Raw genomic sequence first — 23,600 nt, 5'->3', positions numbered from 1 at the left:
CCAGCCAGTACGACAAGGACGCCTCGTGAACCGTTTCTACCTCGACGTGCACGCCCTGCAGACCGTCCCACCGAGCAATCTGAACCGCGACGACACCGGTTCCCCGAAGTCGTCGGTGTACGGGGGAGTGCCCCGCGCCCGGGTCTCCAGCCAGGCGTGGAAGAAGGCCACCCGGGACTACTTCGGGGCGAAGAACCTCCTCGACCCCAGCGAACTGGGCGTACGGACCAAGAAGGTCGTCGAGGTGCTCGCCGACCGCATCCGCGAGCACGACGCCTCTGTCACGGAGGCCGACGCCTTGGAGCTGGCGGCCGAGGTCGTCGCCGCCACAGGGCTCAAGATCGAGGTACCCAAACGCAAGAGTTCGAAGAAGGCGGGGGCGGATGATGCCGGAGCCGATGAGGAGACGCGGGAGCGGCCGCCCCAGGCCAAGTACCTGGTCTTCCTCAGCGCACGGCAACTCGACGGACTGGCCCGGTTCGCCGTCGAGGGCGCGGCCGACATCGCAGAGTTCCTGAAGGACAAGGACAACAAGGCCCGGGTGAAGCAGATCGCGGACACCCGTCACTCGGTCGACATCGCGCTGTTCGGACGCATGGTCGCGGACTCGACCGACTTCAGCGTGGACGCGGCCGTGCAGGTCGCCCACGCCATCAGCGTCCACCGCGTGGACAACGAGTCCGACTACTACACGGCGGTCGATGACCACAACAAGGACTCGGAGCCCGGGGCCGGAATGATCGGCACCGTCGACTTCAACTCGGCGACGCTCTACCGCTACGCGGCCCTCGGCATCCACCAACTGGCGGCGAACCTGGGAGAGGGGCTGCGCGAGGACGAGTCGAAGGTCACCCCGGTGAGGCGTGCCGCCGAAGCGTTCGTCCAGGGCTTCGTCGAGTCCCTGCCCACCGGAAAGATCAACACGTTCGGCCACCACACGCTGCCCGACGCCGTCGTCGTCAAGCTGCGGACCACCCGCCCCATCAGCTTCGTCGCGGCGTTCGAGGAGCCGGTACGCGGAGACCTCGGTGGTCACGTGTCCGAGGCATGCGCCCGCCTCGCGGAGTACATCCCGGACGTCGAGCGGGCGTACGGCGACGAGGGCTCCACACTCACGTGGGTGCTTCGCGTCGGCCCGAACACCAGGAAGCTCGCGGACATCGGCACGGAGTCCGCGAGCATCGGCGAACTCGTCGCCTCGGTGGGGCAGGCCGTCGCCGAGCGCCTGGAGAAGCCCGAATGAGCGTGCTGGCCCTGAGGCTGGCGGGCCCCTTGCAGTCCTGGGGTTCGTCTGCCCGCTTCGCCCGTCGCACGACGGAATCGGCGCCGACGAAGAGCGGAGTGATCGGCCTGCTCGCGGCGGCGGCAGGCATCGAACGAGGCGACGACGAGGCAGTGGCTGCCCTCGCGGACGGCCTGCGGTTCGGCGTTCGGATTGACCAACCAGGCAGCCGCGTACGGGATTTCCAGACGGCACACCACGGCGTCACCGGTGCTTCCATGCCCCTGTCCGAGCGCTTCTACCTGGCCGATGCGGTATTCGTTGCGGCGGTTGCGGGCGAAACCGGCTTCCTCACCCGCCTGTACGGGGCCTTGCGGGCTCCCGCGTACCCGCCGTTCCTCGGCCGCCGCTCCTGCCCGCCCGCGCAGCCGGTGGAGCTGGGGCTGCGCGAGGGGGACTCGCTCCAGCAGACGTTGACGGACGAGCCGTGGCAGGCGGCTGCCTGGTACCGCCGCAGGCACCGGGATGAGGCAATGGTGTCCCTCACCGTGCTCCGTGAAGCGGACGAGGACGAGCTCGACGCGGACCACCAGCGCGACCAGCCCCTCAGCTTCGCGGCTGAGCAACGCCGGCACGCTCTGCGCACGGTGGTCAGCAGGACGGTGAACGTTCCCAACCCGGACGTCGTCGGCCAACAGGCCGGGCGGCCTCGCCACGATCCGTTCGACGCCCTGGAGGAGAGCGTCTGATGTTCCTGACCCGCTTCCGTATGAACACGGCGCGCACGGGTGCGCGCCGTCTGCTGTCCTCACCGCAGGTGCTGCACGCGGCCGTCATGGCGTCGTTCCCCGGGCTCCTGCCCACGCAGGCCGCTGCCGCTCCTGATGGCCCCCGGGTGCTGTGGCGCATCGACCAGAACGCGCGGGCCGAGGTGCAGCTGTACGTGGTGAGCCCGGAGAAACCTGATCTGACGCATCTGGTGGAGCAGGCGGGCTGGCCCGCGGCCGCTGATCCTGAGAACCCGGGCTGGCAGACCCGGCCGTACGCTCCGTTCCTCGACCGCCTGGCCCAGGAACAGCGGTGGGCGTTCCGGCTGACAGCCAACCCCGTTCACGACATCCGGCGGAAGCCGGACGAGCCGCGTAAACGCACCGCGCACATCACCCCTGCGCACCAGATGGGGTGGCTTCTCGACCGTCAGGAGCGCTGCGGTTTCCGGGTGGTCGAGAAGCCGCAGAGCGAACGCCTGCTACCGGGAGGGACCACGCATCGCGGTCACGAGCACCACGGCGACCGCTATCGACTGACGGTCGGTGACCGCAGGGGGCTCGCCTTCGACAAGGCGCGTAGCGAGGGGAAGCGGGGAAGCCGCGTCAGCATCGTGACCGTGACGTTCGACGGCCACCTGGAGGTGACCGACCCGGCCGTGATGCGACGCTCCCTCACGCAGGGGATCGGCAAGGCGAAGGCGTACGGCTGCGGCCTGCTGACGCTGGCCCCGCTCGACGGAACGGAATGAACCGGTGGCCACGGTCTCCCAGCGCAACGCCCTTACCCCTCGCCACCTCACCCGCACCGGCGAACGGCTGTCCTTCATCTACCTGGAGCGCTGCGTGGTGCACCGGGACGCGAACGCGATCACTGCCGAGGACGCGGAGGGTACGACGCACATACCCTCCGCGACGATCGGCACGCTGCTCCTGGGCCCCGGCACCCGGATCACGCACCAGGCGATGAGCGTGCTCGGGGAGACCGGTGCCGCCGTGGCCTGGGTCGGTGAACAGGGCGTGCGCTATTACGCGGGTGGCCGCGCCCTGACACGTTCATCAGCACTCGCGGAGGCGCAGGCCGTCCAATGGGCCAACGCACGCAGCCGCCTGTCCGTGGCCCGTGCGATGTACCGGCTGCGCTTCCCGGACGAGGACCCCGAGGGGCTCACCCGCAAGGGGCTCCTCGGCCGCGAGGGCCGCCGGGTGAAGGACTGCTACCGGGCCGAGGCGGCCCGTACGGGCATCCGCTGGCGGGGCCGCAAGTACGTCCCGGGCGACTTCGCCGCCGGCGACGCGGTCAACCAGGCGATCACCGCGGCAGCCCAGTGCATGTACGGAGTGGCCCACGCCGTCGTGTCGTCCCTCGGCTGCAGCCCGGCCCTGGGCTTCGTGCACTCCGGCCACGAGCTCTCCTTCGTCCTGGACATAGCCGACCTGTACAAGACGGAGGTCGGCATCCCTCTGGCCTTCGACGTGGCCGCGGAGAGCGAGGAGGACGTCGCTTCTCGTACCCGGAGGGCTCTGCGCGACCGCATCAACGAGATGTCCCTGCTGGACCGTTGCGTGGACGACATCAAACACCTGCTGCTCGCCGACGGCGCGAACGCGGCCACCGCCTCCGCCTCCGTTGACAGAGACGTGGTCACGCTCCAGAGCGACGGCGGAGTCGAGGTCGCCGCAGGTCGAAACCACGACGGGCCGGATGCCTACGAGGACGAGGAGATGCTCTGGTGACGGTGATCGTGCTCACCAACTGCCCGGCCGGTCTACGTGGCTTCCTCACGCGCTGGCTCCTGGAGATCTCCGCAGGCGTCTTCATCGGCAACCCCTCGGCGAGGGTCCGCGACGTCCTCTGGGCGGAAGTCCAGGAGTACGCGGACCAGGGCCGCGCCCTGCTGGCGCACACCGCCAACACCGAGCAGGGCTTCACCTTCCGGACACACGACCACAAGTGGCACCCGACCGACCACGAGGGCCTGACCCTGATCCGCCGCCCGGCCGAGGGCGCGGCGACGAGGAAGCAGCCGCCGGAGGGCCCGAAACCGGGCTGGAGCAGAGCGGCCAAGAGGCGGCGGTTCGGGAGGGGGTGAGCGCTCGATGTGTAGAAGGTTGTTTTGGGCGTATCGCCGGTTTCGGTGAAAGTGGTGCGGAACGGCTCTCTGGCGCGGTAAAGCCGCAGGCCAGGAAGCCTGCTCCCCGCGCGTGCGGGGATGGCCCCACCAACAAGCAGGCGGCGCCGCAGATCCTCGTCTGCTCCCCGCGCGTGCGGGGATGGCCCCCGCGACCGGCTCGCGGCCGAGAAGCGGGAGCACTGCTCCCCGCGCGTGCGGGGATGGCCCCAGTGGTCGTGCAGGAGCGGGAAGCCGTCACGGCTGCTCCCCGCGCGTGCGGGGATGGCCCCTCGCTGTCCTCGTACGCGGACGTCCGCTTGGCCTGCTCCCCGCGCGTGCGGGGATGGCCCCTCGCTGTCCTCGTACGCGGACGTCCGCTTGGCCTGCTCCCCGCGCGTGCGGGGATGGCCCCGCCGACAGCACGAACGAGATCAGCCGATCGCGCTGCTCCCCGCGCGTGCGGGGATGGCCCCATCACCTTCGGGCGCACCTCGCGGGGCTGGGGCTGCTCCCCGCGCGTGCGGGGATGGCCCCTGGCTCAGGAGCTGCGCCCGCGTCTCCGGCTGCTGCTCCCCGCGCGTGCGGGGATGGTCCCACCGTCGCGACCCGGGTGCGGTTGTGGGAGGGCTGCTCCCCGCACCCCGGGGATCGCCCCCTCACCCCGCCCCCAACGACTCCCCGAACCCCGCAGCCAGTGGCATCCGCAGTCCCAACGGCGGCGGGGCCGCCAGCGCGTCGGTCACCGGGCGGGTGTACCCCCGCCCGAAGAGGGCGCCCCGTACGAAGTCCGAGGCCAGCGCGGTGACTTCCGCGCGGTGTTGGCGTAGCGCGTGGCCGTCGGAGTGGACCTCGAAGCGGCAGGTGTCGCGGTTGGACTTCTTGGCGCGTTCGGCGAGGCGGAAGGACAGTTCCGGGTCGCAGCGCGCGTCGTTGGTGCCGTGGATGAGGAGGACGGGGCGGCCGACGAGGTGTTTGACGGGTTCGGGGGCGGCCGCCGGGTCGCCGGGGAGCCAGGGGGCGAGGGCCAGGACCGCGGTGACCGCCGGGTGGCCGCCGGCGCGGAGGGCGGCGCGGGCGCCCATGCCGTGGCCGGCGAGGCAGACGGGGACGTCGCCGTAGCGGCGTACCGCCTCGTCCACCGCCCACTCGGCGTCGGCCGCGGGGTGGGCGTCGTCCTCGTTCCAGCCGCGGCAGCGGTAGTGCACCACGTGGGCGGCGAGGCCGTCGGTGCGGCCCGCGCGGGCCAGGGCGCGGGCCAGGGGGAGCCGGCGGGCGTAGGAGAGGGAGGAGGGGCGGCGGTGGGAGTGGGGCTCGCCGTCCGGGAGCAGCAGGACCACGCCGCCGACCGTTGTTGCTCCGGCCGCCGCTCCGACGGCCCGTCCCAGCCTTGCCGCAGGCTGGGGGAGTGCGCGCTGTGCCATGGCGTAACAGTGTCAGAAGGAAGGGTGTACGCCACCCGTATTCGCGGTCTCTGTTACGCATCGACCGGTGCGGTCTACGCGCGTAGGCGTTAGAGTGCGTGGATGATGAGCCCCACCCTCCATGTGCCCGGCCGGGATCAGATCCGGCGTGCCCCCAAGGTCCTTCTGCACGACCACCTCGACGGCGGCCTGCGGCCCGGGACGATTCTCGACCTCGCCGCCGCGAGCGGTTACGACGCGCTGCCCGAGAGCGAGCCGGACAAGCTCGGCGTCTGGTTCCGGGAGGCGGCCGACTCCGGTTCGCTGGAGCGGTATCTGGAGACGTTCGCCCACACCTGCGCCGTCATGCAGACCCGCGACGCGCTGTTCCGGGTCGCCGCCGAGTGTGCGGAGGACCTGGCCGCCGACGGTGTCGTCTACGCCGAGGTGCGGTACGCCCCCGAGCAGCACCTGGAGGCCGGGCTGACCCTCGAAGAGGTCGTGGAGGCCGTCAACGAGGGCTTCCGCGAGGGCGAGCGGCGGGCCCGGCAGGACGGGAACCGCATCCGCGTCGGCGCCCTGCTCACCGCGATGCGGCACGCCGCGCGGTCGCTGGAGATCGCCGAGCTCGCCAACCGCTACCGGGACCAGGGCGTCGCCGGCTTCGACATCGCGGGCGCCGAGGCGGGCTTCCCTCCCACCCGGCACCTGGACGCCTTCGAGTACCTCAAGCGCGAGAACAACCACTTCACCATCCACGCGGGCGAGGCATTCGGGCTGCCGTCGATCTGGCAGGCCATCCAGTGGTGCGGCGCCGACCGGCTCGGTCACGGGGTCCGCATCATCGACGACATCGAGGTCGCCGAGGACGGCGGGGTGAAGCTGGGCCGGCTCGCCTCCTACGTACGGGACAAGCGCATCCCGCTGGAGCTCTGCCCGACGTCCAACCTCCAGACGGGGGCGGCCTCCTCGTACGCCGAGCACCCCATCGGGCTGCTGCGCAAGCTGCACTTCCGGGCCACCGTGAACACGGACAACCGGCTGATGAGCGGGACGAGCATGAGCCGGGAATTCGAGAAGCTGACCGAGACGTTCGGATACACGCTCGACGACATGCAGTGGTTCACCGTCAATGCGATGAAATCAGCATTCATTCCTTTCGATGAACGTCTGGCGATGATCAATGACGTCATCAAGCCCGGTTACGCCGAGCTGAAATCCGAGTGGCTTTTTGAGCAGACGGCTGCGACCAGCGTTTCTTCCTCACTCGCGGGCTGATCCGGCCGTACGGAAAACGGCCGGGGATTGTGCACACCGGCCGTTTTTCCGGGGTGGCGGACGTTTGCGGGGAAGGGGCGCGGCTGACTACGTTGCAAAGCCGCTCACATTCCACATCCCCTTCCCCAAGGATGAATGTCATATGAAGCAGTCTGCTGCCAGGACTCTCGGTGTCGCCGCTCTCGGTGCCGCCTTCGCCGCTGCCGCCGCCGGTACCGCCTCGGCCTCCGCGCTGCCGCTCGACGCCGCGAGCAGCGTCCTGCCCGTCGCCGGTGCGGTCGCCGACGCCACGTCGACGCTGCCGGTCCAGGACACCGCCAACCAGCTCCTCGGCACCAGCCAGACGAAGGTCCTGGGCGACGCCACCACCCCCGTCAAGGGCCTCCTCGGCGGCATGCCGACCGGCGGTCTGACCACCAGCGGGATCTCCGCCAACGGTCTGCCGCTCGGCCACTGAGCCGCAGCGCTCGCACACGCCTGTGGGCGGTCACCCGATCCGGGTGACCGCCCACAGGCGTGCGCGTACGGGTTCGGCTGCTACCAGGCCCCCGCCGCCGAGGACCGCCCCTCCTCCTGGGGGAGCAGCACCCACAGCGCCAGGTAGAGCAGGAACTGCGGGCCCGGCAGCAGGCACGAGACCAGGAAGATGATGCGCATGGTCCTCGCGGACGTGCCGAAGCGCCGGGCCAGCGCCGCGCACACTCCGCCGAGCATGCGTCCGTCACGGGGGCGGGCAAGTGCGGCCATGGTGGGCTCCTTCGCGAACCGTTGCGGGGGGAGCGCTCGGTTGTGCTCCCCGTGTCTCCATGGTCGCGCGACGAACGGGGGCAAAGCGTCGCTCTACGGGGCCATCCCGACCCTGGAAATCGTCGGGGTCGAACCCTGAGGGGCCTCGTGGCCGCTCCGCGACACCACCCGCACCCGCCGCTGCTGCCCGCCGTGCCGCCGCAGCCGCGCCCGGCCCGCCGGTACGACCAGGACGTGGGCGAGGGCGACGCCCGCCGTGTTCAGGAACAGCGAGTCGACGTCGACGACCTGACCGGGAACCCCGGTCTGCCCCAGCTCGATGGCCAGCGAGATCAGCGCGCCGGCCGCGACCGTCCGGGCCAGCGAGGACCACGGGGAGACATGGAGCCGGCCCCCGGCCATCGGGAGCAGCACGCCCAGCGGCGCGAGCAGCAGGAGCCCCGCGCCGATCCGGCGGAACGCGGTGGCCGGACCGAGCGACAGGTCGGCCTTGATACCGGCGAACGGTGAGAGGTTGGCGGCGGTCACCCACGGCACGTCCAGCGGGCGGAGACTGAGCCACCCGACGAGCAGCAGATGCGCGAGGAGCAGCGACACCCCGGCCGCGCGGAAGCGGATGACGGCCTGGCCGTCCGTACCTTGACGCACGAAGCCCTAGACGCGGGCGGCGGCGGGATCGGTTCCGTGGGGGGCGGGGAGACCTGCCTCACGGCGACGGTCCCGGGCCGGTACCCGTCCGCGCCGTCCGCGTACGCGGCCCGGCGGACGCCGCCGCCGGCCCGAGGCGCCCTACGACACTCCCACCGTGCTCGGTACGGCCTTCGGGCTGGCCTTCGTCTCCGCCGTGCACAGATAGCCGCGCGCCGGGTACTTCCCCGGGCCGCCCAGCGTCACCGTCTCGCCGGGCACCAACGCCTCGCTCTCCGTGAACGTGCAGACGATCTGGGCCAGCGCCTCGGCCGGCAGGTCCTCCGGCTGCTGGCTGAGCCGCAGCGCGTCCGTCGCGTCGCCCGTGCGGGGTCCGGAGACCCGGAGCGCCTTCGGGACGTCGGTGGAGAAACCCGCCTGCTGCTCGTCGGCCGTGGGGCGGCGGCGCAGTTCGTCCAGCAGCTCGGTGGCGATCCGCAGGCGGTCCGACTTCGCCTCCGCGACCTGCACCGCACGGTCCACCGTCACCAGCTGCGAGGCGCAGACCAGGTAGATCTGTACGGGGATGCCCTGCTCGGCCTGGGCGGCGACGTCCTCGGCAGGCATCGCGCACGGCACCCGGGACGGGGCGGCTCCGGCGTCGACGGGCACCGATGTCGTGCGGATGCCGCAGCCCGCGGCCAGTACGGCACAGAGTGCGGCACCGGCCAGGGCGGCGGCGGGGCGGTGTCCCCGGCGTTCGCTGCGCCTCACGTCGGGTCGTCCTCCTGGTGGTCCGGTATCGGTGCGTCGCGGTCCTCGGCGTCGCGGTCCTCGGCGTCGCGGCTCAGCGCCTCGGCGTCGCGCGGCAGCCGCAGCACGAAGATCGCGCCGTCGCCGTCCGGCGAGTTCCGGGCGGTGATGTCGCCGTTGTGGATGTGCGCGTTCTCCATGGCGATGGAGAGCCCGAGCCCGCTCCCTTCGGAACGCGGCCGGGAGGCGCTGGCCTTGTAGAAGCGGTCGAAGACGTGGGGCAGCACGTCCTCGGGGATGCCGGGGCCGTGGTCGCGGACCTCGATGACCAGCTCCTCGCCCTCGATGCGCACCGAGACCCGTACCGGCGAACCGCCGTGCTTCAGCGCGTTGCCGATCAGGTTGGCCAGGATCACGTCGAGCCGGCGCGGATCGAGGCGGACCATCATGCCGCGCTCGGCGTCCAGGTCCACCGCGTCCAGCCAGGCGCGGGCGTCGATGCAGGCGGTCACCTGGTCGGCGACGTCCACGTCGTCCAGGACCAGCCGGGCGGTGCCCGCGTCGAAGCGGGTCACCTCCATCAGGTTCTCCACCAGGTCGTTGAGGCGCCGGGTCTCGCTCACCACCAGGTGCACGGCGGGCGCGATCATCGGGTCCAGGCTGTCGGCCTCCTCCTCCAGCACCTCGGCGACCGCGGTGATCGCGGTGAGCGGCGTGCGCAGCTCGTGCGACATGTCGGCGACGAAGCGGCGGCTGGCCTCCTCCCGCGCGCTCATGTCCGCGACCTTCTTCTCCAGCGAGCCGGCCGTCTTGTTGAACGTGCGGGACAGGTCGGCCAGTTCATCGGTGCCGGACACCACGAGCCGGGTGTCGAGCTTGCCCTCGCCCAGCTTGCGGGCCGCGTCCCCGAGCCGCTGCACCGGGCGCAGCACGGTCGTCGCCGCGGCCTGGGCGAGCAGGGCCGAGCCGACCAGGGCGAGCGCCGTGGCGATCCCCAGCGACCAGGCCAGGGAGCTGAGGTCCTGGCGCTCCTGGTCGAGCGACTTGAGCATGTAGCCGGTCGGCCCGCCGCCGATGATCCTCGTACCGGCGACGAGGTAGGGCGTACCGCGGATCGAGGTCCGCTGCCAGAACAGGTGGTACTCGTACTTGTTGCCCGCCTTGACCGGCTGCTTCCTGCCGACCTGCTTCTGCAGCGACGGCGGTACGTTGCTGCGCGTGAAGGTGTCCAGGTCGGAGTTGCCGACGATGGGCTTGCCCGGGTCGCGCTCGTCGATCAGGAGCACGCTGTAACCGGGGCTGCTGCTCGCCATCTGCACGGCCGCCGTCTGCAGGTCCTCCTTGGTGGGGCGCAGCGGCAGCGAGGCCGCCCGCGTCTGCATCTCCTGGCGGAAGTCCCCGAGCGCCGCGTCCTGCGTACGCGTCAGTACGGCCTCGCGGTTCAGCCAGTACGCGATTCCGGACGCCGACACCGCGGCGGTCAGCGCGACCAGGGCGAACACGACGACGAGCCGCAGCCGCAGGCTGGTCCAGCGGAGCCCGGCCAGCAGGCTCCGCCGCACAGCCGTGCTCACTGCGGCGAGTCCAGCCGGTATCCCACGCCCCGCACGGTACGGATCAGGGTCGGCGACGACGGTACGTCCTCCACCTTGGCGCGCAGCCGCTGGACGCAGGCGTCCACCAGCCGGGAGTCACCGAGGTAGTCGTGCTCCCAGACCAGGCGCAGCAACTGCTGCCGGGACAGGGCCTGGCCGGGCCGGCGGCTCAGTTCGAGCAGGAGGCGCAGCTCGGTCGGCGTGAGCTGCAGGTCCTCGCCGTTCTTCGTGACGGTCATGGCGGACCGGTCGATCACCACGTTGCCGAACGTCGCGGAGTCGGTCGACTCCCGCTCGCCGCGGCGCAGCACCGCGCGGATACGGGCGTCGAGCACCCGCCCCTGCACCGGCTTGACGACGTAGTCGTCGGCGCCGGACTCAAGACCCACCACGACGTCGATGTCGTCGCTGCGCGCGGTCAGCAGGATGATCGGCAGCTGGTCGGTGCGCCGGATGCGGCGGCACACCTCGAAACCGTCGATCCCGGGCAGCATCACATCCAGCACGACCAGGTCGGGGCGCTGCTCGCGCAGCAGGTTGAGGCCGTCCTCTCCCGTCGCCGCGGTGGCCACACGGTGGCCCTGGCGTGACAGCGAGAGTTCGAGGGCCGTGCGGATGGCGTCGTCGTCCTCGATCAGCAACAGGAAAGGCACTTGGTCATTCTGACCCATGGGGCGCCCCGGTTCGACAGTCGGTCCCCCCCCGGATGCGCGCCCCATACGTCCCTCATGCATCGACAAGCCCCGGTTCGTGCAGTCGCCGGGCCCTGTGACAGGTCTGTGACAGTCGGCGGACACCGCCATGAAACTGCCCCGGCAAGCTCGTTGGCACAAGGAACGGACGGACTCCACCGATGGGGGGCGCGAGATGAACACAACTCACAGCATCAACGCGAGCGCAGTTGTCACGCGTCTCCACGATGTCGGGCGGAGCACCGAGAAGTCCGGCGCCGCAGTGAACGGACGGGGGTGCGTTCGAGGCGCCGGGCGTCAGCACACGTCATTCATGACGGTGGTTGACGCGGGTAGCGGGGGAGGCCCGTACGGGGAGGTCTCGGGGGAGCGGAAGGCACCGGCACGGTCCGAGGACGCCGAAGCGGCGTTCACGGCCTACGTCCGGGAGCGCCGCGCCTCCCTGTACGCCACCGCCTACCACCTGACCGGTGACCGGTTCGAAGCCGAGGACCTGCTGCAGAGCGCCCTCTTCTCGACGTACCGGGCATGGGACCGGATCAGCGACAAGGCGGCGGTCGGCGGTTACCTGCGCCGCACGATGACCAATCTCCACATCAGCGCCTGGCGCAGGCGCAAGCTGAACGAATACCCGACCGAGGAGCTGCCGGAGACGGCGGGCGACACGGACGCGATGCGCGGTACGGAGCTGCGCGCGGTGCTCTGGCAGGCGCTGGCGCGACTGCCGGAACTCCAGCGCACGATGCTGGTCCTGCGGTACTACGAGGGCCGTACGGACCCGGAGATCGCGGCCATCCTCGACATCAGTGTCGGCACGGTGAAGTCGAGCATCTGGCGGTCGCTCCGCCGGCTGCGCGAGGACGAGGTCCTCAGCTTCGGCCGTGACGAGGAGGAGTCCTTCGGCGAGCTGGTGGCCTGAAGGAACGGGGGCGCTGCCGCTTCGGGGGAGGCGGCGGTGTTACGGGGGAGAGAACGGGGGCCCGGGGGATACGGGGGCTGCCGTCGCTTCGGGGGAGGCGGCGGTGTACGTACGGGGGTACGGGGAAGCTGTGGGGCCGGACGGGCCGGGGGGTCCTGTCCGGCCCCGCGGTGCGTTCGGGGGCTCCGCCCCCGGACCCCTGCTCCTCAACCGCCGGAGGGGCTTGCGGTGCCGCCCTGCTCCTCAACCGCCGGAGGGGCTTGCGGTGCCGCCCCGGTCCTCAATCGCCGGAGGGGCTTGCATGAGCAGGTGCGCGGTGGCGGCCCGCCGCTGCCGCTGCGAGGCGGCCCAGGGCCTCCTCCTTGTTGCAGGGGTGGGCGCCCAGCTCCGCCTGGCGGGCCACGATGCGGCGTTCGGCGCGCATCAGGCGCCAGCCCCGCCGGAGCAGGAACGGCACCGACTTGCGGCCCTCGCGCAGGTCGCGCAGGAGGCGGCGGCGGAAGGTCGTCGAGGGGCGGCCGCGCAGGCACAGGGCGTCGGCCAGCAGGCCCAGCGACTGGCAGCGTCCGATGATGTCGGCGGCGAAGATCCCTTCGGCCACGAAGAGCGGGGTGCGCTCGATGTGGAAGGTCTCGTGCCCGGTGCGGGAGCTGGTGGATATGTCGTACACGGGGACGTCGGTGCGGCCGGTGCGGCAGAGCTCGGCGATGGCGGCGACCGCGGCCTCGGCGTCCCAGGACAGGACGGAGTCCCAGTCGATGTCCGTACTGCCGGCGACGAGCGGCAGCGTGGGGTCGCCCGCCTCCTTGTAGAAGTCGTCCAGCCGCAGCACCGGGAGACCGGTGCGGGCGGCCAGGGAGGACTTGCCGGAGCCGGAGGGGCCCGCCAGGAGGACGACTCGGGTCGAAAGCGCTTGGGAACTCACAGGACACGAGTGTGAGGCATTGACCCGCACAGGGGACCCCTGGGTGGTCTTGTTGGTACCGCGCATCACACCTCAACTACGCTGTGCACTCGCTCGATTACTCGGCCGATGGTCCGTTCGGCCCGATCAGGTGGGAAATCCATGGCACGTCACGCACTTTCCAAGTCCCGGCGCCGCACGCTGCTGCGCGCAGGTCTGACCGTCACCGCGGTGGGTGCCGCGCTCGGCGCGGGGGGCGCGGCGGCGCAGGCCGCGCCGCTGCCCGTCGTGCAGGCGACCGGGACCGACACCAGCCTCGGGGACGCCACCGAGGCGGCCGGCGGCGCGGTGACCGGGGCGCTCGGCCAGTCGCTGGACAGCGGGATCGCGCCCGTCACCCACCTGCGGCTCGACCCGCTGGCCGGCACCGGCGTGGACCCGCTGGACAACGCGGTCGGCACCCAGGTCGCCGACTTCAAGCCGCTGTCCACCGCGCTGGTCACCGACCCCGTGACCAGTGGCGGCGCCCTGAAGGACCTGCCCGTGGTGGGCCAGGCCGTGGACGCGCTGCACGGCTGACAGGGAGGCGGCCCGTGCCCCGGAGAACCCTCCGGGGCACGGGCCGCGCCCATGCGTACGTCAGTACGAGGAGCCCGACGCGCCCAGGGCGCCCGTCGGGTGCCAGACCGTCTTGGTCTCCAGGAACGCCGTCAGGCGGTGCGTGCCCGGGTCGGCCGACCAGTCGTGGCCGTCGCCGTCGCCGTCCACAGGCTGTGGACGTGCGACGCGCTTCAGGTTGTCCGCCGCCGCGATCTCCAGCTCCTTCGCCAGCTCCGCGTCCGCGCCCGTCAGGTCGATGCCGTTCACGTCCTGGTGGGCGGCGAGCGGGGCGGCGAGCTCCGCGGTCTTCCCCGACAGGATGTTGACCACACCGCCCGGCAGGTCCGAGGTGGCCAGCACCTCGCCCAGCGACAGGGCGGGCAGCGGAGACTTCGCGGAGGCCACCACGACCGCCGTGTTGCCGGCCGCGATCACCGGGGCGAGCACCGAGACCAGGCCCAGGAACGAGGACTCCTGCGGCGCGAGGACGGTCACCACACCGGTCGGCTCGGGCGTCGAGAGGTTGAAGAACGGGCCCGCGACCGGGTTCGCCCCGCCCACGACCTGGGCGATCTTGTCGGTCCAGCCCGCGTACCAGACCCAGCGGTCCACCGCCGCGTCCACGACGGCCGCCGCCTTGGACTTCGACAGGCCCTCGGCCTCGGCCACCTCGCGTACGAACTGCTCGCGGCGGCCCTCCAGCATCTCCGCGACGCGGTAGAGGATCTGGCCGCGGTTGTACGCGGTCGCGCCCGACCAGCCGCCGAACGCCTTGCGCGCGGCCACGACCGCGTCGCGCGCGTCCTTGCGGGAGGACTGGGGCGCGTTCGCCAGCCACTTGCCCTTCGAGTCCGTCACCTCGTACACCCGGCCGCTCTCGGAGCGGGGGAACTTGCCCCCGACGTACAGCTTGTAGGTCTTGAAGACGCTCAGACGGTTATCGGACATCGAGGTACGCCTCCAGGCCGTGGCGGCCGCCTTCGCGGCCGAAGCCCGACTCCTTGTAACCGCCGAACGGCGAGGTCGGGTCGAACTTGTTGAACGTGTTGGCCCAGACGACGCCCGCCCGGAGCTTGTCGGCGACCGCGAGGATGCGGGAGCCCTTCTCCGTCCAGATCCCCGCCGACAGGCCGTACTGGCTGTTGTTGGCCTTGGCGACCGCCTCGTCCGGGGTGCGGAACGACAGCACGGAGAGCACCGGGCCGAAGATCTCGTCGCGGGCGATCGTGTGCGCCTGGGTGACGTTGGTGAACAGCGTCGGGGCGAACCAGTAGCCCGCCGAGGGCAGTTCGCAGGGGGCCGACCAGCGGTCCGCGCCCTCCGCCTCACCGGTCTCCACGAGCGCGGTGATCCGGGCCAGCTGCTCCGCGGAGTTGATCGCGCCGATGTCGGTGTTCTTGTCCAGCGGGTCGCCGAGGCGCAGCGTGGACAGCCGGCGCTTGAGGGCGTCCAGCAGCTCGTCCTGGATCGACTCCTGGACCAGGAGCCGCGAGCCCGCGCAGCACACCTGGCCCTGGTTGAAGAAGATGCCGGTGACGATGCCCTCGACGGCCTGGTCGATGGGGGCGTCGTCGAAGACGATGTTGGCGCCCTTGCCGCCCAGTTCGAGCGTGGCCCGCTTGTCCGTGCCCGCGATGCTCCGGGCGATGGCCTTGCCGACGGCGGTCGAGCCGGTGAAGGCGACCTTGTTCACGTCCCCGTGCTCGACGAGCGCCTGGCCCGCGTCCCCGTACCCCGTCAGGATGTTGACGACACCCTTGGGCAGGCCCGCCTGGCGGCAGATGTCCGCGAAGAACAGCGCGGACAGGGGCGTCGTCTCGGCGGGCTTCAGCACCACCGTGTTGCCGGTGGCGAGCGCCGGGGCGATCTTCCAGGCGAGCATCAGGAGCGGGAAGTTCCACGGGATGACCTGGCCGGCCACGCCCAGCGGGCGCGGGTTCGGGCCGTAGCCCGCGTGGTCCAGCTTGTCGGCCCAGCCCGCGTAGTAGAAGAAGTGCGCGGCGACCAGCGGGAGGTCCGCGTCGCGGGTCTCCTTGATCGGCTTGCCGTTGTCCAGGGTCTCCAGGACGGCCAGCTCGCGGCTGCGCTCCTGGATGATCCGGGCGATCCGGAAGAGGTACTTGGCGCGCTCGGAGCCGGGCAGCGCCGACCACTTCTCGAACGCCCGGCGGGCGGCCTTCACGGCCCGGTCCACGTCCTCGGCGCCGGCCCGCGCGACCTCGGACAGCACCTCCTCGCTGCTCGGCGAGACGGTCTTGAAGACCTTGCCGTCGGCCGCGTCGGTGAACTCACCGTCGATGAACAGGCCGTACGAGGGCGCGATGTCGACGACCGACCGCGACTCGGGCGCGGGTGCGTACTCGAATGCAGATGCCATGGGTATCAGTCCACCGTCACGTAATCGGGGCCGGAGTAACGGCCGGTGCTGAGCTTCTGGCGCTGCATCAGCAGGTCGTTCAGCAGGCTGGAGGCGCCGAAGCGGAACCAGTGGTTGTCCAGCCAGTCCTCGCCCGCCGTCTCGTTGACGAGCACGAGGAACTTGATCGCGTCCTTCGAGGTGCGGATGCCGCCGGCCGGCTTCACGCCGATCTGGACGCCGGTCTGCGCGCGGAAGTCGCGCACCGCCTCCAGCATCAGCAGGGTGTTCGCCGGCGTGGCGTTCGTCGCCACCTTGCCGGTCGAGGTCTTGATGAAGTCCGCGCCCGCCAGCATCCCCAGCCAGGAGGCCCGCCGGATGTTGTCGTACGTGGACAGCTCGCCGGTCTCGAAGATGACCTTCAGGCGGGCGTTCCCGCACTCCGCCTTCACGGCGACGATCTCCTCGTACACCTTCAGGTAGCGGCCGGCGAGGAACGCCCCCCGGTCGATCACCATGTCGATCTCGTCGGCCCCGGCGGCCACGGCGTCCCGGACGTCCGCGAGCTTCACGTCCAGCGCGGCGCGCCCGGCGGGGAAGGCCGTCGCCACGGACGCCACCTTCACGCCGGAGCCGGCCAGGGCGGCGACCGCGGTGGCCGCCATGTCGGGGTAGACGCAGACCGCGGCCGTGCGCGGGCTCGTACGGTCGGTGGGATCGGGGTTGACGGCCTTGGCGGCGAGCGCCCGGACCTTGCCGGGGGTGTCCGCGCCTTCCAGCGTCGTCAGGTCGATCATCGAGATGGCGAGGTCGATGGCGTACGCCTTGGCCGTCGTCTTGATCGAACGGGTTCCGAGGGAAGCGGCGCGCGCTTCGAGGCCGACGGCGTCGACGCCGGGCAGCCCGTGCAGGAAGCGGCGCAGCGCACTGTCGGACGCCGTCGCGTCGGCGAATGCGGGGAGGATGGTGGGCATGGTCACCACATGAGCATATCTACGCGCGTAGCGACCTGTACAGCGCCCCAGGTCGTCCGCCCGTTCCGCACCGGCGCATCCGCGTTCCGCGCCCCCGCGCGCGAGCACCGGGCAGCCGCCCCTCACACCCTTCGGCCGCGTCAGGCACAATCGGGCTCATGACGAGCCCCACGCCTCCCACCGAGCCCACCTACGCCGACCGGACCTTCCGGTCGCCCGCCGGGCTGGCCGGCGGCGTCCTGCTGCTCGTGCTCATCTGCTGGATCGGCGGCGACGCCGCCTTCCGCGGCGAGGGCCGGGTGCCGTGGATGGCGCTGGCCGCGCTGCTGACCGTGGTGCCGCTGGTCGTCGCCTTCACGCTGCGCCCGGTGGTGTTCGCCAACGACCGCCGCATCCGGGTCCGCAACCCGTTCCGCACGATCACGCTGCCGTGGACGGACGTCGCCGACGTGCGTGCCAGGTATTCGAGCGAGCTGTTCACCCATGACGGCACGAAGTACCAGCTCTGGGCCGTGCCGGTGTCCCTGCGCCAGCGCAAGAAGGCCGCCCGCCAGCAGTCCCGGCAGGCACTGGACGACCCCTACCGCCGGACCTCCGCCACCGCCGACGTGCGCGACACCGGGGCCCGTACGGCCGCGGCGGACCAGGCCATGGCCGACCTGCGCGAACTCTCCGAACGCGCGGGCGACAAGCCGGTGACCGACGCCCCCGCCAAGTCGGTGCGCTGGGCCTACGAAATCATCGTCCCGGCGGTCGTCGGCGCGGTGCTGCTGGTGGTGCTGGGGGCGCTCGGATGAGGCCGTGGGCCGTTCACAGCCGGCCCCGGCGCTGCGCCTGCAACGCCGGCTGAAGGCGGTTCGCCGCACTCAGCGGGCCATCAGGATCTGCGGCCGGCCGGCCGCGTCGTCGGTGACGGACTCGACGAGGTGGTCGTCGTACGCGGCGAGCCGCCGGCGCCAAAACGACTCGAAGGCGCCCCGACTGCGATGCGCGACTCCTCGGTCTCGCTCGCCCGCTGCCGGACCAGGATCTCCAGGTCGGCGGCCGGCGGGACCGGCGCCACCATGTCCTCACCCGTGCCGGCGCCGGCCGGCGACCCGTACGCCGCGGTGAGTTCCGGGGCGTCCAGACCGGCCGCGGCGCCGATCGCGCTCAGAGGGGCGGGCGCCAGGTCGAGGGAGGGTGCCCGCCGCACGTGGCGGGCCGGCCTGGAGGGAGGGCGCCCGGGCCGGGTACGTATGCGGTGCGGACGCCCTCCCCGCAAGGGGGGCCCCGGCGGGGGAGGGCGCCTTCAGATACCGGCCGCTGCGGACAGGTCCCGCTTGATGTCCGTCAGCAGGGCCGTGGCCCGGGTGCGGGCCGCCGGGAGATCGTCGGGTGCGGCGACCGGGACCACGACCTCCAGGTAGCACTTCAGCTTCGGCTCGGTGCCGCTCGGGCGGACGATCACGCGGGCGCCCGCCAGGCCGTAGCGCAGCCCGTCGGTGGGGGGCAGCCGGTCCGTGCCGAGGGACAGGTCTTCGGCGCTGGTGACGGGCAGGCCCGCCAGCGACGTCGGAGGCTGTCCGCGCAGGCGGCGCATGGCGTCGGCGATGACGGACAGGTCCTCCACCCGGACCGAGAGCTGGTCGGTCGCGTGCAGGCCGTGCTCCAGGGCGAGGTCGTCCAGCAGGTCCGGGAGCGTGCGGCCCTGCTCCTTGAGTACGGAGGCGAGCTCGGCGACGAGCAGCGCGGCCGTGATGCCGTCCTTGTCGCGGACGCCCTCCGGGTCGACGCAGTAGCCGAGCGCCTCCTCGTACCCGTAGCGCAGGCCCTCGACGCGGGCGATCCACTTGAAGCCCGTCAGGGTCTCCTCGTAGCCCAAACCCGCCTTCTCGGCGATCCGGCCGAGGAGCGAGGAGGAGACGATCGACTCGGCGAACACGCCGGTCGCGCCCCGGCGCACGAGGTGGGCGGCGAGCAGCGCGCCGACCTCGTCGCCGCGCAGCATCCGCCAGCCGCCGTCCGTGCCCGGGTCCGGTACGGCGACGGCGCAGCGGTCGGCGTCCGGGTCGTTGGCGATGACGATGTCCGGGTCCGAGCGGCGCGCGGTGGCGAACGCGAGATCCATCGCGCCGGGCTCCTCCGGATTGGGGAAGGCCACGGTGGGGAACGCCGGGTCCGGCTCGGCCTGCTCCGCGACGAGCACCGGGGCGGGGAAGCCGGCCCGGTCGAAGGCGGCGGTGAGCACGGAGGTGCCGACGCCGTGCATCGCCGTGTACACGACGCGAGCGGTACGCGGCGAACCGGCGTCGAGCACGGCGTCCGTACGCGCCAGATACGCGTCCAGCACCTCGTCGCCCAGGGTCTCCCAGCCGTCGCCGGGGCGGGGCACGGTCTCCAGCGGGCCGACCGCTGCGATGGCGGCGGCGATCTCGCCGTCGGCCGGGGGCACGATCTGCGAGCCGTCGCCGAGGTAGACCTTGTATCCGTTGTCGCGCGGCGGGTTGTGGCTGGCGGTCACCTCGACGCCCGCGACGGCGCCCAGGTGCCTTATGGCGTACGCGAGCACGGGGGTGGGAAGCGGGCGGGGCAGCACCGCCGCGCGCAGGCCGGCGCCCGTGATCACGGCCGCCGTGTCCCGGGCGAAGTCGGCGGACTTGTAGCGGGCGTCGTAGCCGATGACGACGAGACCGCCGGCCTGCCCCTGGTCCTTGAGGTACGCGGCGAGACCGGCGGCCGCCCGGATCACCACGGCGCGGTTCATGCGCATGGGGCCGGCGCCCAGCTCGCCCCGGAGCCCGGCGGTGCCGAACTGGAGCGTGCCGGCGAAGCGGGCGGCGAGCTCGTCCACGTCCTCCGCGTCGATGAGCTTGGCCAGCTCGTCGCGGGTCTCGGGGTCGGGGTCCTCGGCGAGCCAGGTGCTGGCGCGGGTGAGGAGGTCCTGCGTCGTCGTCACGGGTCCGCCTTTCGGGGAGGGTGGGGGAGGGGGTGCGATCGGTGCGGTTGCGTTGTGCGGTGGGGGCGGTGCGGGCGGTGGGGGCGGTGCGGGTGCGGTGGGGGGCGGTGCGGGTGCGTTGCGCCTGCGGCGGGCGTGTTCCCCTACCCGCCCCTTCCCGAAACCGGGGCTCCGCCCCGGACCCCGCGCCTCAAGCGCCGGCGGGGCTGGGTGGTGGGGCTCCGTCTCGGGTCCCGCGCCTCAAGCGCCGGCGGGGCTGGGTGGTGGGGCTCCACTCCGGATCCCGCGCTTCGATCGGCGGCGGGAGCGAAATCAAGCCCCTCCGGCGATTGAGGAGCGGGGGTGTGGGGGCAGCGCCCCCACAACGGCCCCTCAGATCCGTTCCAGCACCCGCGCCAGCAGGGACCCCATCCGGGTCGCCGAGTCGCGGCCCGCCTGAAGGACCTCCTCGTGGTTCAGCGGCTCCCCGCTCAGGCCCGCCGCCAGGTTCGTCACCAGGGAGAGGCCCAGGACCTCGGCGCCCGCCTCGCGGGCCGCGATGGCCTCCAGGACCGTGGACATGCCGACGAGGTCGCCGCCCATGACGCGGACCATGTTGATCTCGGCCGGCGTCTCGTAGTGCGGTCCGGGGAACTGCACGTACACGCCCTCTTCGAGCGTGCTGTCGACCTCCTTGCACAGCGCCCGCAGACGCGGCGAGTACAGGTCGGTCAGGTCGACGAAGTTCGCGCCGACGATCGGCGAGGACGCCGTGAGGTTGATGTGGTCGCTGATCAGGACCGGCTGCCCGGGGCGCATCCCCTCGCGCAGACCGCCGCAGCCGTTCGTCAGGACCACGGTCCGGCAGCCCGCCGCGACCGCGGTGCGCACCCCGTGCGCCACGGCGGCGACGCCGTGGCGCTCGTAGAAGTGCGTGCGGCCCAGGAACACCAGGGCGCGCTTGTCGCCGATCAGGTGCGAGCGGACCGTGCCGCCGTGGCCCTCGACGGCGGGCGCGGGGAAGCCGGGGAGCGCGGTCACCGGGAACTCGGCCTCCGGAACGCCGAGCGCGGCGCCGGCGGGCGCCCAGCCGGAGCCCATCACGAGGGCGACGTCGTGGGTCTCGGCCCCGGTCAGCTCGCGCAGGCGGGCGGCGGCGTCGGCGGCGGCGGCGTACGGGTCGCCCTGGATGTGGTCCGGAATAAGTGATGCGTTCACGCGGATGAGGGTAACCGCTGATTCCCTACGCGCGTAGATGCTCCCGTACAGAGTCTCGCCGGGTTCGTTCGTGTGTTCCCACAGTCGGGCCCCGGCCGGGCGCCCAGCCGACCGCGAAAGGGCAGGTCGGGACCGCTCCCACGGCGGCCCGGGCGGCCCCGCGGTCAGCAGGGGCGTTTGCGGAGTTCCATCACGTAATCGTGCGGCGCGCCCGCGGAATCGGCCGCGTCCGCGATCTCGCCCAGGTACCGGGCGGACGGCAGCCCGCCCTCGTACCCGTTGAGCACATAGATCCAGGCCGGCTCCTCGCCGTCCAGGGTGTGCACCCGGATGCGCATGCGGCGGTAGATGTCCAGGCCGACGCCCTCCCAGCGGTCCATGGAGTCCTCGTCCATGGGCGCCAGGTCGTACAGGGCCACGAACACCTGCGAGCGGGGCGCCTCCACCACGGTGGCCAGCGCGCCCTCCCAGCCCATCTGCTCCCCGCCGAAGGTCAGCCGCCAGCCGTTCAGCCAGCCGGTGCCGCGCAGCGGTGAGTGCGGGGCGCGGCGCGTCATCAGCCGCGCGTCGAGGTTGCCGGCGTACGCGGCGTAGAGCGACATGGAACCGAGGGTACGGGAGGTGGCGCCGGGAGCGGCGGTTCCTGTGAGGAAGGCCCCCGCGAGAGGGGGGATGAGGGGGATGGGCCGAGGGGGCGGATTCGCGCCCGTCACGCGTGCGCCGTGCGCCCCGGCGCACGTATGGAGGGCCCCGGGGAGAAGCACCTTGGCGGGTGCGGGACAATGAAGTACGTACTGCATTCCCCCGGGGCGATCCCCCGGACCCCCGGCCGGGGCAGCAGACGGCCGCGGGATGAGAAACGCGAGGCGGACTTTTCGTGACCCGGATCGTGATCATCGGCGGCGGACCCGGCGGGTACGAGGCGGCATTGGTGGGCGCCCAGCTCGGCGCGGAGGTGACCGTCGTCGACTGTGACGGCCTCGGCGGCGCGTCCGTCCTCACCGACTGCGTGCCCTCGAAGACCCTGATCGCGACGGCCGAGGTGATGACCACCTTCGACTCCTCGTACGAGGAGCTGGGCATCATCGTCGCGGACGACACACCGCCCACGGAGCAGGCCGCGCGTGTGGTCGGCGTCGATCTGGGGAAGGTCAACCGGCGCGTGAAGCGCCTGGCGCTCGCCCAGTCCCACGACATCACCGCATCCGTCACCCGCGCCGGCGCCCGCGTGATGCGCGGACGCGGCCGTCTGGAGGGCCTTCAGGCCGCCGACGGCTCCCGGCAGGTCGTCGTCGCGGCGGCCGACGGTACGGAGGAGACGCTCACCGCGGACGCCGTGCTGATCGCGACCGGCGGCCATCCCCGCGAGATCCCCGACGCGCTCCCCGACGGCGAGCGCATCCTGAACTGGACCCAGGTCTACGACCTCGACGAGCTGCCGCAGGAGCTCATCGTCGTCGGCTCGGGTGTCACGGGCGCCGAGTTCGCCGGTGCCTACCAGGCACTCGGCTCGCGCGTCACCCTCGTCTCCTCCCGTGACCGGGTGCTGCCCGGCGAGGACCCGGACGCCGCCGCCGTCCTGGAGGACGTCTTCCGGCGCCGCGGGATGAACGTGATGGCCCGCTCCCGCGCGCAGTCCGCCAAGCGCGTCGGCGACCGGGTCGAGGTGACCCTCGCCGACGGCCGGGTCATCTCCGGCTCGCACTGCCTGATGGCGGTCGGCGCCATCCCCAACACGGCCGGCATGGGCCTGGAGGAGGCCGGCGTCCGGCTCAAGGACTCCGGCCACATCTGGACCGACAAGGTCTCCCGCACCAGCGCCCCCGGCGTCTACGCGGCCGGTGACGTCACCGGCATCTTCGCGCTCGCCTCGGTCGCCGCCATGCAGGGCCGGATCGCGATGTACCACTTCCTGGGCGACGCGGTGGCCCCGCTGAACCTGAAGACCGTCTCCTCGAACGTCTTCACCGACCCGGAGATCGCCACCGTCGGCTACAGCCAGGCCGACGTCGACGCGGGCAAGATCGAGGCCCTGGTCGTCAAGCTTCCGCTGCTGCGCAACCCGCGCGCCAAGATGCAGGGCATCCGGGACGGCTTCGTCAAGATCTTCTGCCGCCCCGGCACCGGCATCGTGGTCGGCGGCTGCGTCGTCGCCCCCCGGGCGAGCGAGCTGATCCACCCCATCTCGATCGCGGTCGACAACAATCTGACGGTCGAGCAGATCGCAAACGCCTTCACTGTGTACCCGTCCCTGTCGGGTTCGATCGCCGAAGTGGCCCGCCAGTTGCACAGCCGTAAGCGCACGGGCGAGGCGTAACCGCCCGGGATACGGGGCCGGGGGCCCGGCGCAGCCCGGCATATCCCGGCAACTCCCGGCAAGTCGGGCGACCCTGCGACCGCCGCCCGATCAGGAGAGGGCAACAAGGTGGCCGCCTATACCACTTGGCGGCCGTCCTTATGTACAACTTCTGCTATTCGGCGCAAACTGCTGAAAACTCTCGTGCGGTCACGTTACTG

At 72.0% G+C, this 23,600-nt stretch carries 24 protein-coding genes, 1 pseudogene and 1 CRISPR repeat array; of the genes and pseudogenes, 11 read left to right on the top strand and 14 right to left on the bottom strand.

The annotated features are described in order from the left end of the window. Positions 1–25 precede the first annotated feature (25 nt). Genes cas7e through cas2e form a run of 5 tightly spaced genes read left to right on the top strand, consistent with a single transcriptional unit; the run spans position 26 to position 4,082 of the window. Positions 26–1,243, top strand: a complete 1,218-nt coding sequence (gene cas7e, locus E6R18_RS14190; protein WP_136317238.1) for a type I-E CRISPR-associated protein Cas7/Cse4/CasC — start codon at positions 26–28, stop codon at positions 1,241–1,243. Beyond that, positions 1,240–1,971, top strand: coding sequence for a type I-E CRISPR-associated protein Cas5/CasD (cas5e, locus tag E6R18_RS14185; protein ID WP_136317237.1), 732 nt, complete (start codon positions 1,240–1,242; stop codon positions 1,969–1,971). The genes cas7e and cas5e overlap by 4 nt, the downstream gene beginning before the upstream one ends. Beyond that, positions 1,971–2,741, top strand: a complete 771-nt coding sequence (cas6e, locus tag E6R18_RS14180; RefSeq protein ID WP_136317236.1) for a type I-E CRISPR-associated protein Cas6/Cse3/CasE — start codon at positions 1,971–1,973, stop codon at positions 2,739–2,741. The genes cas5e and cas6e overlap by 1 nt, the downstream gene beginning before the upstream one ends. Before the next feature lie 4 nt (positions 2,742–2,745). Beyond that, positions 2,746–3,726 (top strand): type I-E CRISPR-associated endonuclease Cas1e, encoded by a 981-nt coding sequence (gene cas1e, locus E6R18_RS14175; RefSeq protein WP_136317235.1) that lies wholly within the window; start codon positions 2,746–2,748, stop codon positions 3,724–3,726. Next, entirely contained in the window at positions 3,723–4,082 is a 360-nt protein-coding gene (gene cas2e, locus E6R18_RS14170) for a type I-E CRISPR-associated endoribonuclease Cas2e (RefSeq protein ID WP_136317234.1), read from the top strand. The genes cas1e and cas2e overlap by 4 nt, the downstream gene beginning before the upstream one ends. A 99-nt stretch (positions 4,083–4,181) precedes the next feature. Further along, positions 4,182–4,759: a CRISPR direct-repeat array (repeat unit 29 nt; unit sequence CTGCTCCCCGCGCGTGCGGGGATGGCCCC). Here cas2e and E6R18_RS14165 read toward each other — a convergent pair. Beyond that, the gene (locus tag E6R18_RS14165) at positions 4,760–5,440 is read right to left on the bottom strand and encodes a prolyl oligopeptidase family serine peptidase (protein WP_136317269.1); all 681 of its coding nucleotides are present in this window, start codon (positions 5,438–5,440) and stop codon (positions 4,760–4,762) included. Positions 5,441–5,626: 186 nt separating this feature from the next. Between E6R18_RS14165 and E6R18_RS14160 the strand changes: the two genes are divergently transcribed. Beyond that, entirely contained in the window at positions 5,627–6,781 is a 1,155-nt protein-coding gene (locus tag E6R18_RS14160) for an adenosine deaminase (protein WP_136317233.1), read from the top strand. A 142-nt stretch (positions 6,782–6,923) separates the two neighbouring features. After that, a complete protein-coding gene (locus E6R18_RS14155) occupies positions 6,924–7,238 on the top strand; it encodes a hypothetical protein (RefSeq protein ID WP_136317232.1) in 315 nt (104 codons plus the stop codon). Positions 7,239–7,318: 80 nt separating this feature from the next. On the opposite strand, the gene E6R18_RS14150 is transcribed toward E6R18_RS14155, so the two are convergent. From E6R18_RS14150 to afsQ1, 5 genes are all read right to left on the bottom strand, one after another. Beyond that, positions 7,319–7,528 carry a PspC domain-containing protein gene (locus E6R18_RS14150; RefSeq protein ID WP_136317231.1) on the bottom strand — a complete coding sequence of 70 codons (210 nt, stop codon included), beginning with the start codon at positions 7,526–7,528 and terminating at the stop codon, positions 7,319–7,321. Positions 7,529–7,621: 93 nt separating this feature from the next. After that, on the bottom strand, positions 7,622–8,176 hold the full coding sequence (locus tag E6R18_RS14145) for a VanZ family protein (RefSeq protein WP_136317230.1): 555 nt from the start codon (positions 8,174–8,176) through the stop codon (positions 7,622–7,624). A gap of 141 nt (positions 8,177–8,317) precedes the next feature. After that, positions 8,318–8,929: a hypothetical protein gene (locus E6R18_RS14140; RefSeq protein ID WP_136317229.1), complete on the bottom strand. Its 612-nt coding sequence runs from the start codon at positions 8,927–8,929 to the stop codon at positions 8,318–8,320. After that, entirely contained in the window at positions 8,926–10,482 is a 1,557-nt protein-coding gene (locus E6R18_RS14135) for a HAMP domain-containing sensor histidine kinase (RefSeq protein WP_136317228.1), read from the bottom strand. The genes E6R18_RS14140 and E6R18_RS14135 overlap by 4 nt, the downstream gene beginning before the upstream one ends. After that, positions 10,479–11,156, bottom strand: coding sequence for a two-component system response regulator AfsQ1 (gene afsQ1, locus E6R18_RS14130; RefSeq protein WP_026171255.1), 678 nt, complete (start codon positions 11,154–11,156; stop codon positions 10,479–10,481). The genes E6R18_RS14135 and afsQ1 overlap by 4 nt, the downstream gene beginning before the upstream one ends. 214 nt (positions 11,157–11,370) lie before the next feature. On the opposite strand from afsQ1, the gene E6R18_RS14125 reads away from it, so the two are divergent. Further along, positions 11,371–12,114 (top strand): SigE family RNA polymerase sigma factor, encoded by a 744-nt coding sequence (locus E6R18_RS14125; protein WP_136317227.1) that lies wholly within the window; start codon positions 11,371–11,373, stop codon positions 12,112–12,114. A 280-nt stretch (positions 12,115–12,394) separates the two neighbouring features. On the opposite strand, the gene E6R18_RS14120 is transcribed toward E6R18_RS14125, so the two are convergent. Beyond that, entirely contained in the window at positions 12,395–13,105 is a 711-nt protein-coding gene (locus tag E6R18_RS14120; protein WP_136317226.1) for a uridine kinase, read from the bottom strand. Between the two features lie 75 nt (positions 13,106–13,180). On the opposite strand from E6R18_RS14120, the gene E6R18_RS14115 reads away from it, so the two are divergent. Next, positions 13,181–13,597, top strand: a complete 417-nt coding sequence (locus tag E6R18_RS14115) for a hypothetical protein (RefSeq protein ID WP_136317225.1) — start codon at positions 13,181–13,183, stop codon at positions 13,595–13,597. Positions 13,598–13,657: 60 nt separating this feature from the next. Here the strand turns inward: E6R18_RS14115 and E6R18_RS14110 are convergent, their stop codons facing one another. From E6R18_RS14110 to deoC, 3 genes are read right to left on the bottom strand one after another with little or no spacing between them, the layout of a single operon-like run. Beyond that, positions 13,658–14,566, bottom strand: a complete 909-nt coding sequence (locus E6R18_RS14110) for an aldehyde dehydrogenase family protein (protein ID WP_136317224.1) — start codon at positions 14,564–14,566, stop codon at positions 13,658–13,660. After that, the gene (locus tag E6R18_RS14105) at positions 14,556–15,995 is read right to left on the bottom strand and encodes an aldehyde dehydrogenase family protein (protein ID WP_136317223.1); all 1,440 of its coding nucleotides are present in this window, start codon (positions 15,993–15,995) and stop codon (positions 14,556–14,558) included. Before E6R18_RS14105 ends, E6R18_RS14110 begins: the two co-directional genes overlap by 11 nt. Before the next feature lie 5 nt (positions 15,996–16,000). After that, on the bottom strand, positions 16,001–16,948 hold the full coding sequence (gene deoC, locus E6R18_RS14100) for a deoxyribose-phosphate aldolase (protein ID WP_136317268.1): 948 nt from the start codon (positions 16,946–16,948) through the stop codon (positions 16,001–16,003). A gap of 158 nt (positions 16,949–17,106) precedes the next feature. Between deoC and E6R18_RS14095 the strand changes: the two genes are divergently transcribed. Continuing rightward, positions 17,107–17,745, top strand: coding sequence for a PH domain-containing protein (locus E6R18_RS14095; protein WP_136317222.1), 639 nt, complete (start codon positions 17,107–17,109; stop codon positions 17,743–17,745). Between the two features lie 96 nt (positions 17,746–17,841). Here the strand turns inward: E6R18_RS14095 and E6R18_RS14090 are convergent. The 4 genes and pseudogenes from E6R18_RS14090 to E6R18_RS14075 all read right to left on the bottom strand — a co-directional run. Then, positions 17,842–18,143 (bottom strand): annotated as a pseudogene (locus E6R18_RS14090) (LuxR family transcriptional regulator); the annotation flags it as partial. 96 nt (positions 18,144–18,239) lie between these two features. Further along, positions 18,240–19,886 (bottom strand): phospho-sugar mutase, encoded by a 1,647-nt coding sequence (locus E6R18_RS14085; protein ID WP_136317221.1) that lies wholly within the window; start codon positions 19,884–19,886, stop codon positions 18,240–18,242. 372 nt (positions 19,887–20,258) lie between these two features. After that, positions 20,259–21,083: a purine-nucleoside phosphorylase gene (locus tag E6R18_RS14080; protein WP_136317220.1), complete on the bottom strand. Its 825-nt coding sequence runs from the start codon at positions 21,081–21,083 to the stop codon at positions 20,259–20,261. A gap of 164 nt (positions 21,084–21,247) precedes the next feature. After that, positions 21,248–21,685: a gamma-glutamylcyclotransferase gene (locus E6R18_RS14075; protein ID WP_018519118.1), complete on the bottom strand. Its 438-nt coding sequence runs from the start codon at positions 21,683–21,685 to the stop codon at positions 21,248–21,250. 275 nt (positions 21,686–21,960) lie between these two features. Between E6R18_RS14075 and E6R18_RS14070 the strand changes: the two genes are divergently transcribed. Further along, the gene (locus E6R18_RS14070) at positions 21,961–23,400 is read left to right on the top strand and encodes an NAD(P)H-quinone dehydrogenase (RefSeq protein WP_136317219.1); all 1,440 of its coding nucleotides are present in this window, start codon (positions 21,961–21,963) and stop codon (positions 23,398–23,400) included. The last annotated feature ends 200 nt before the right edge of the window (positions 23,401–23,600 follow it).

Source organism: Streptomyces sp. A1277 (assembly GCF_004795015.1).
Classification (GTDB): Bacteria; Actinomycetota; Actinomycetes; order Streptomycetales; family Streptomycetaceae; genus Streptomyces.
This window is presented reverse-complemented; position numbering and strand designations above follow the sequence as displayed.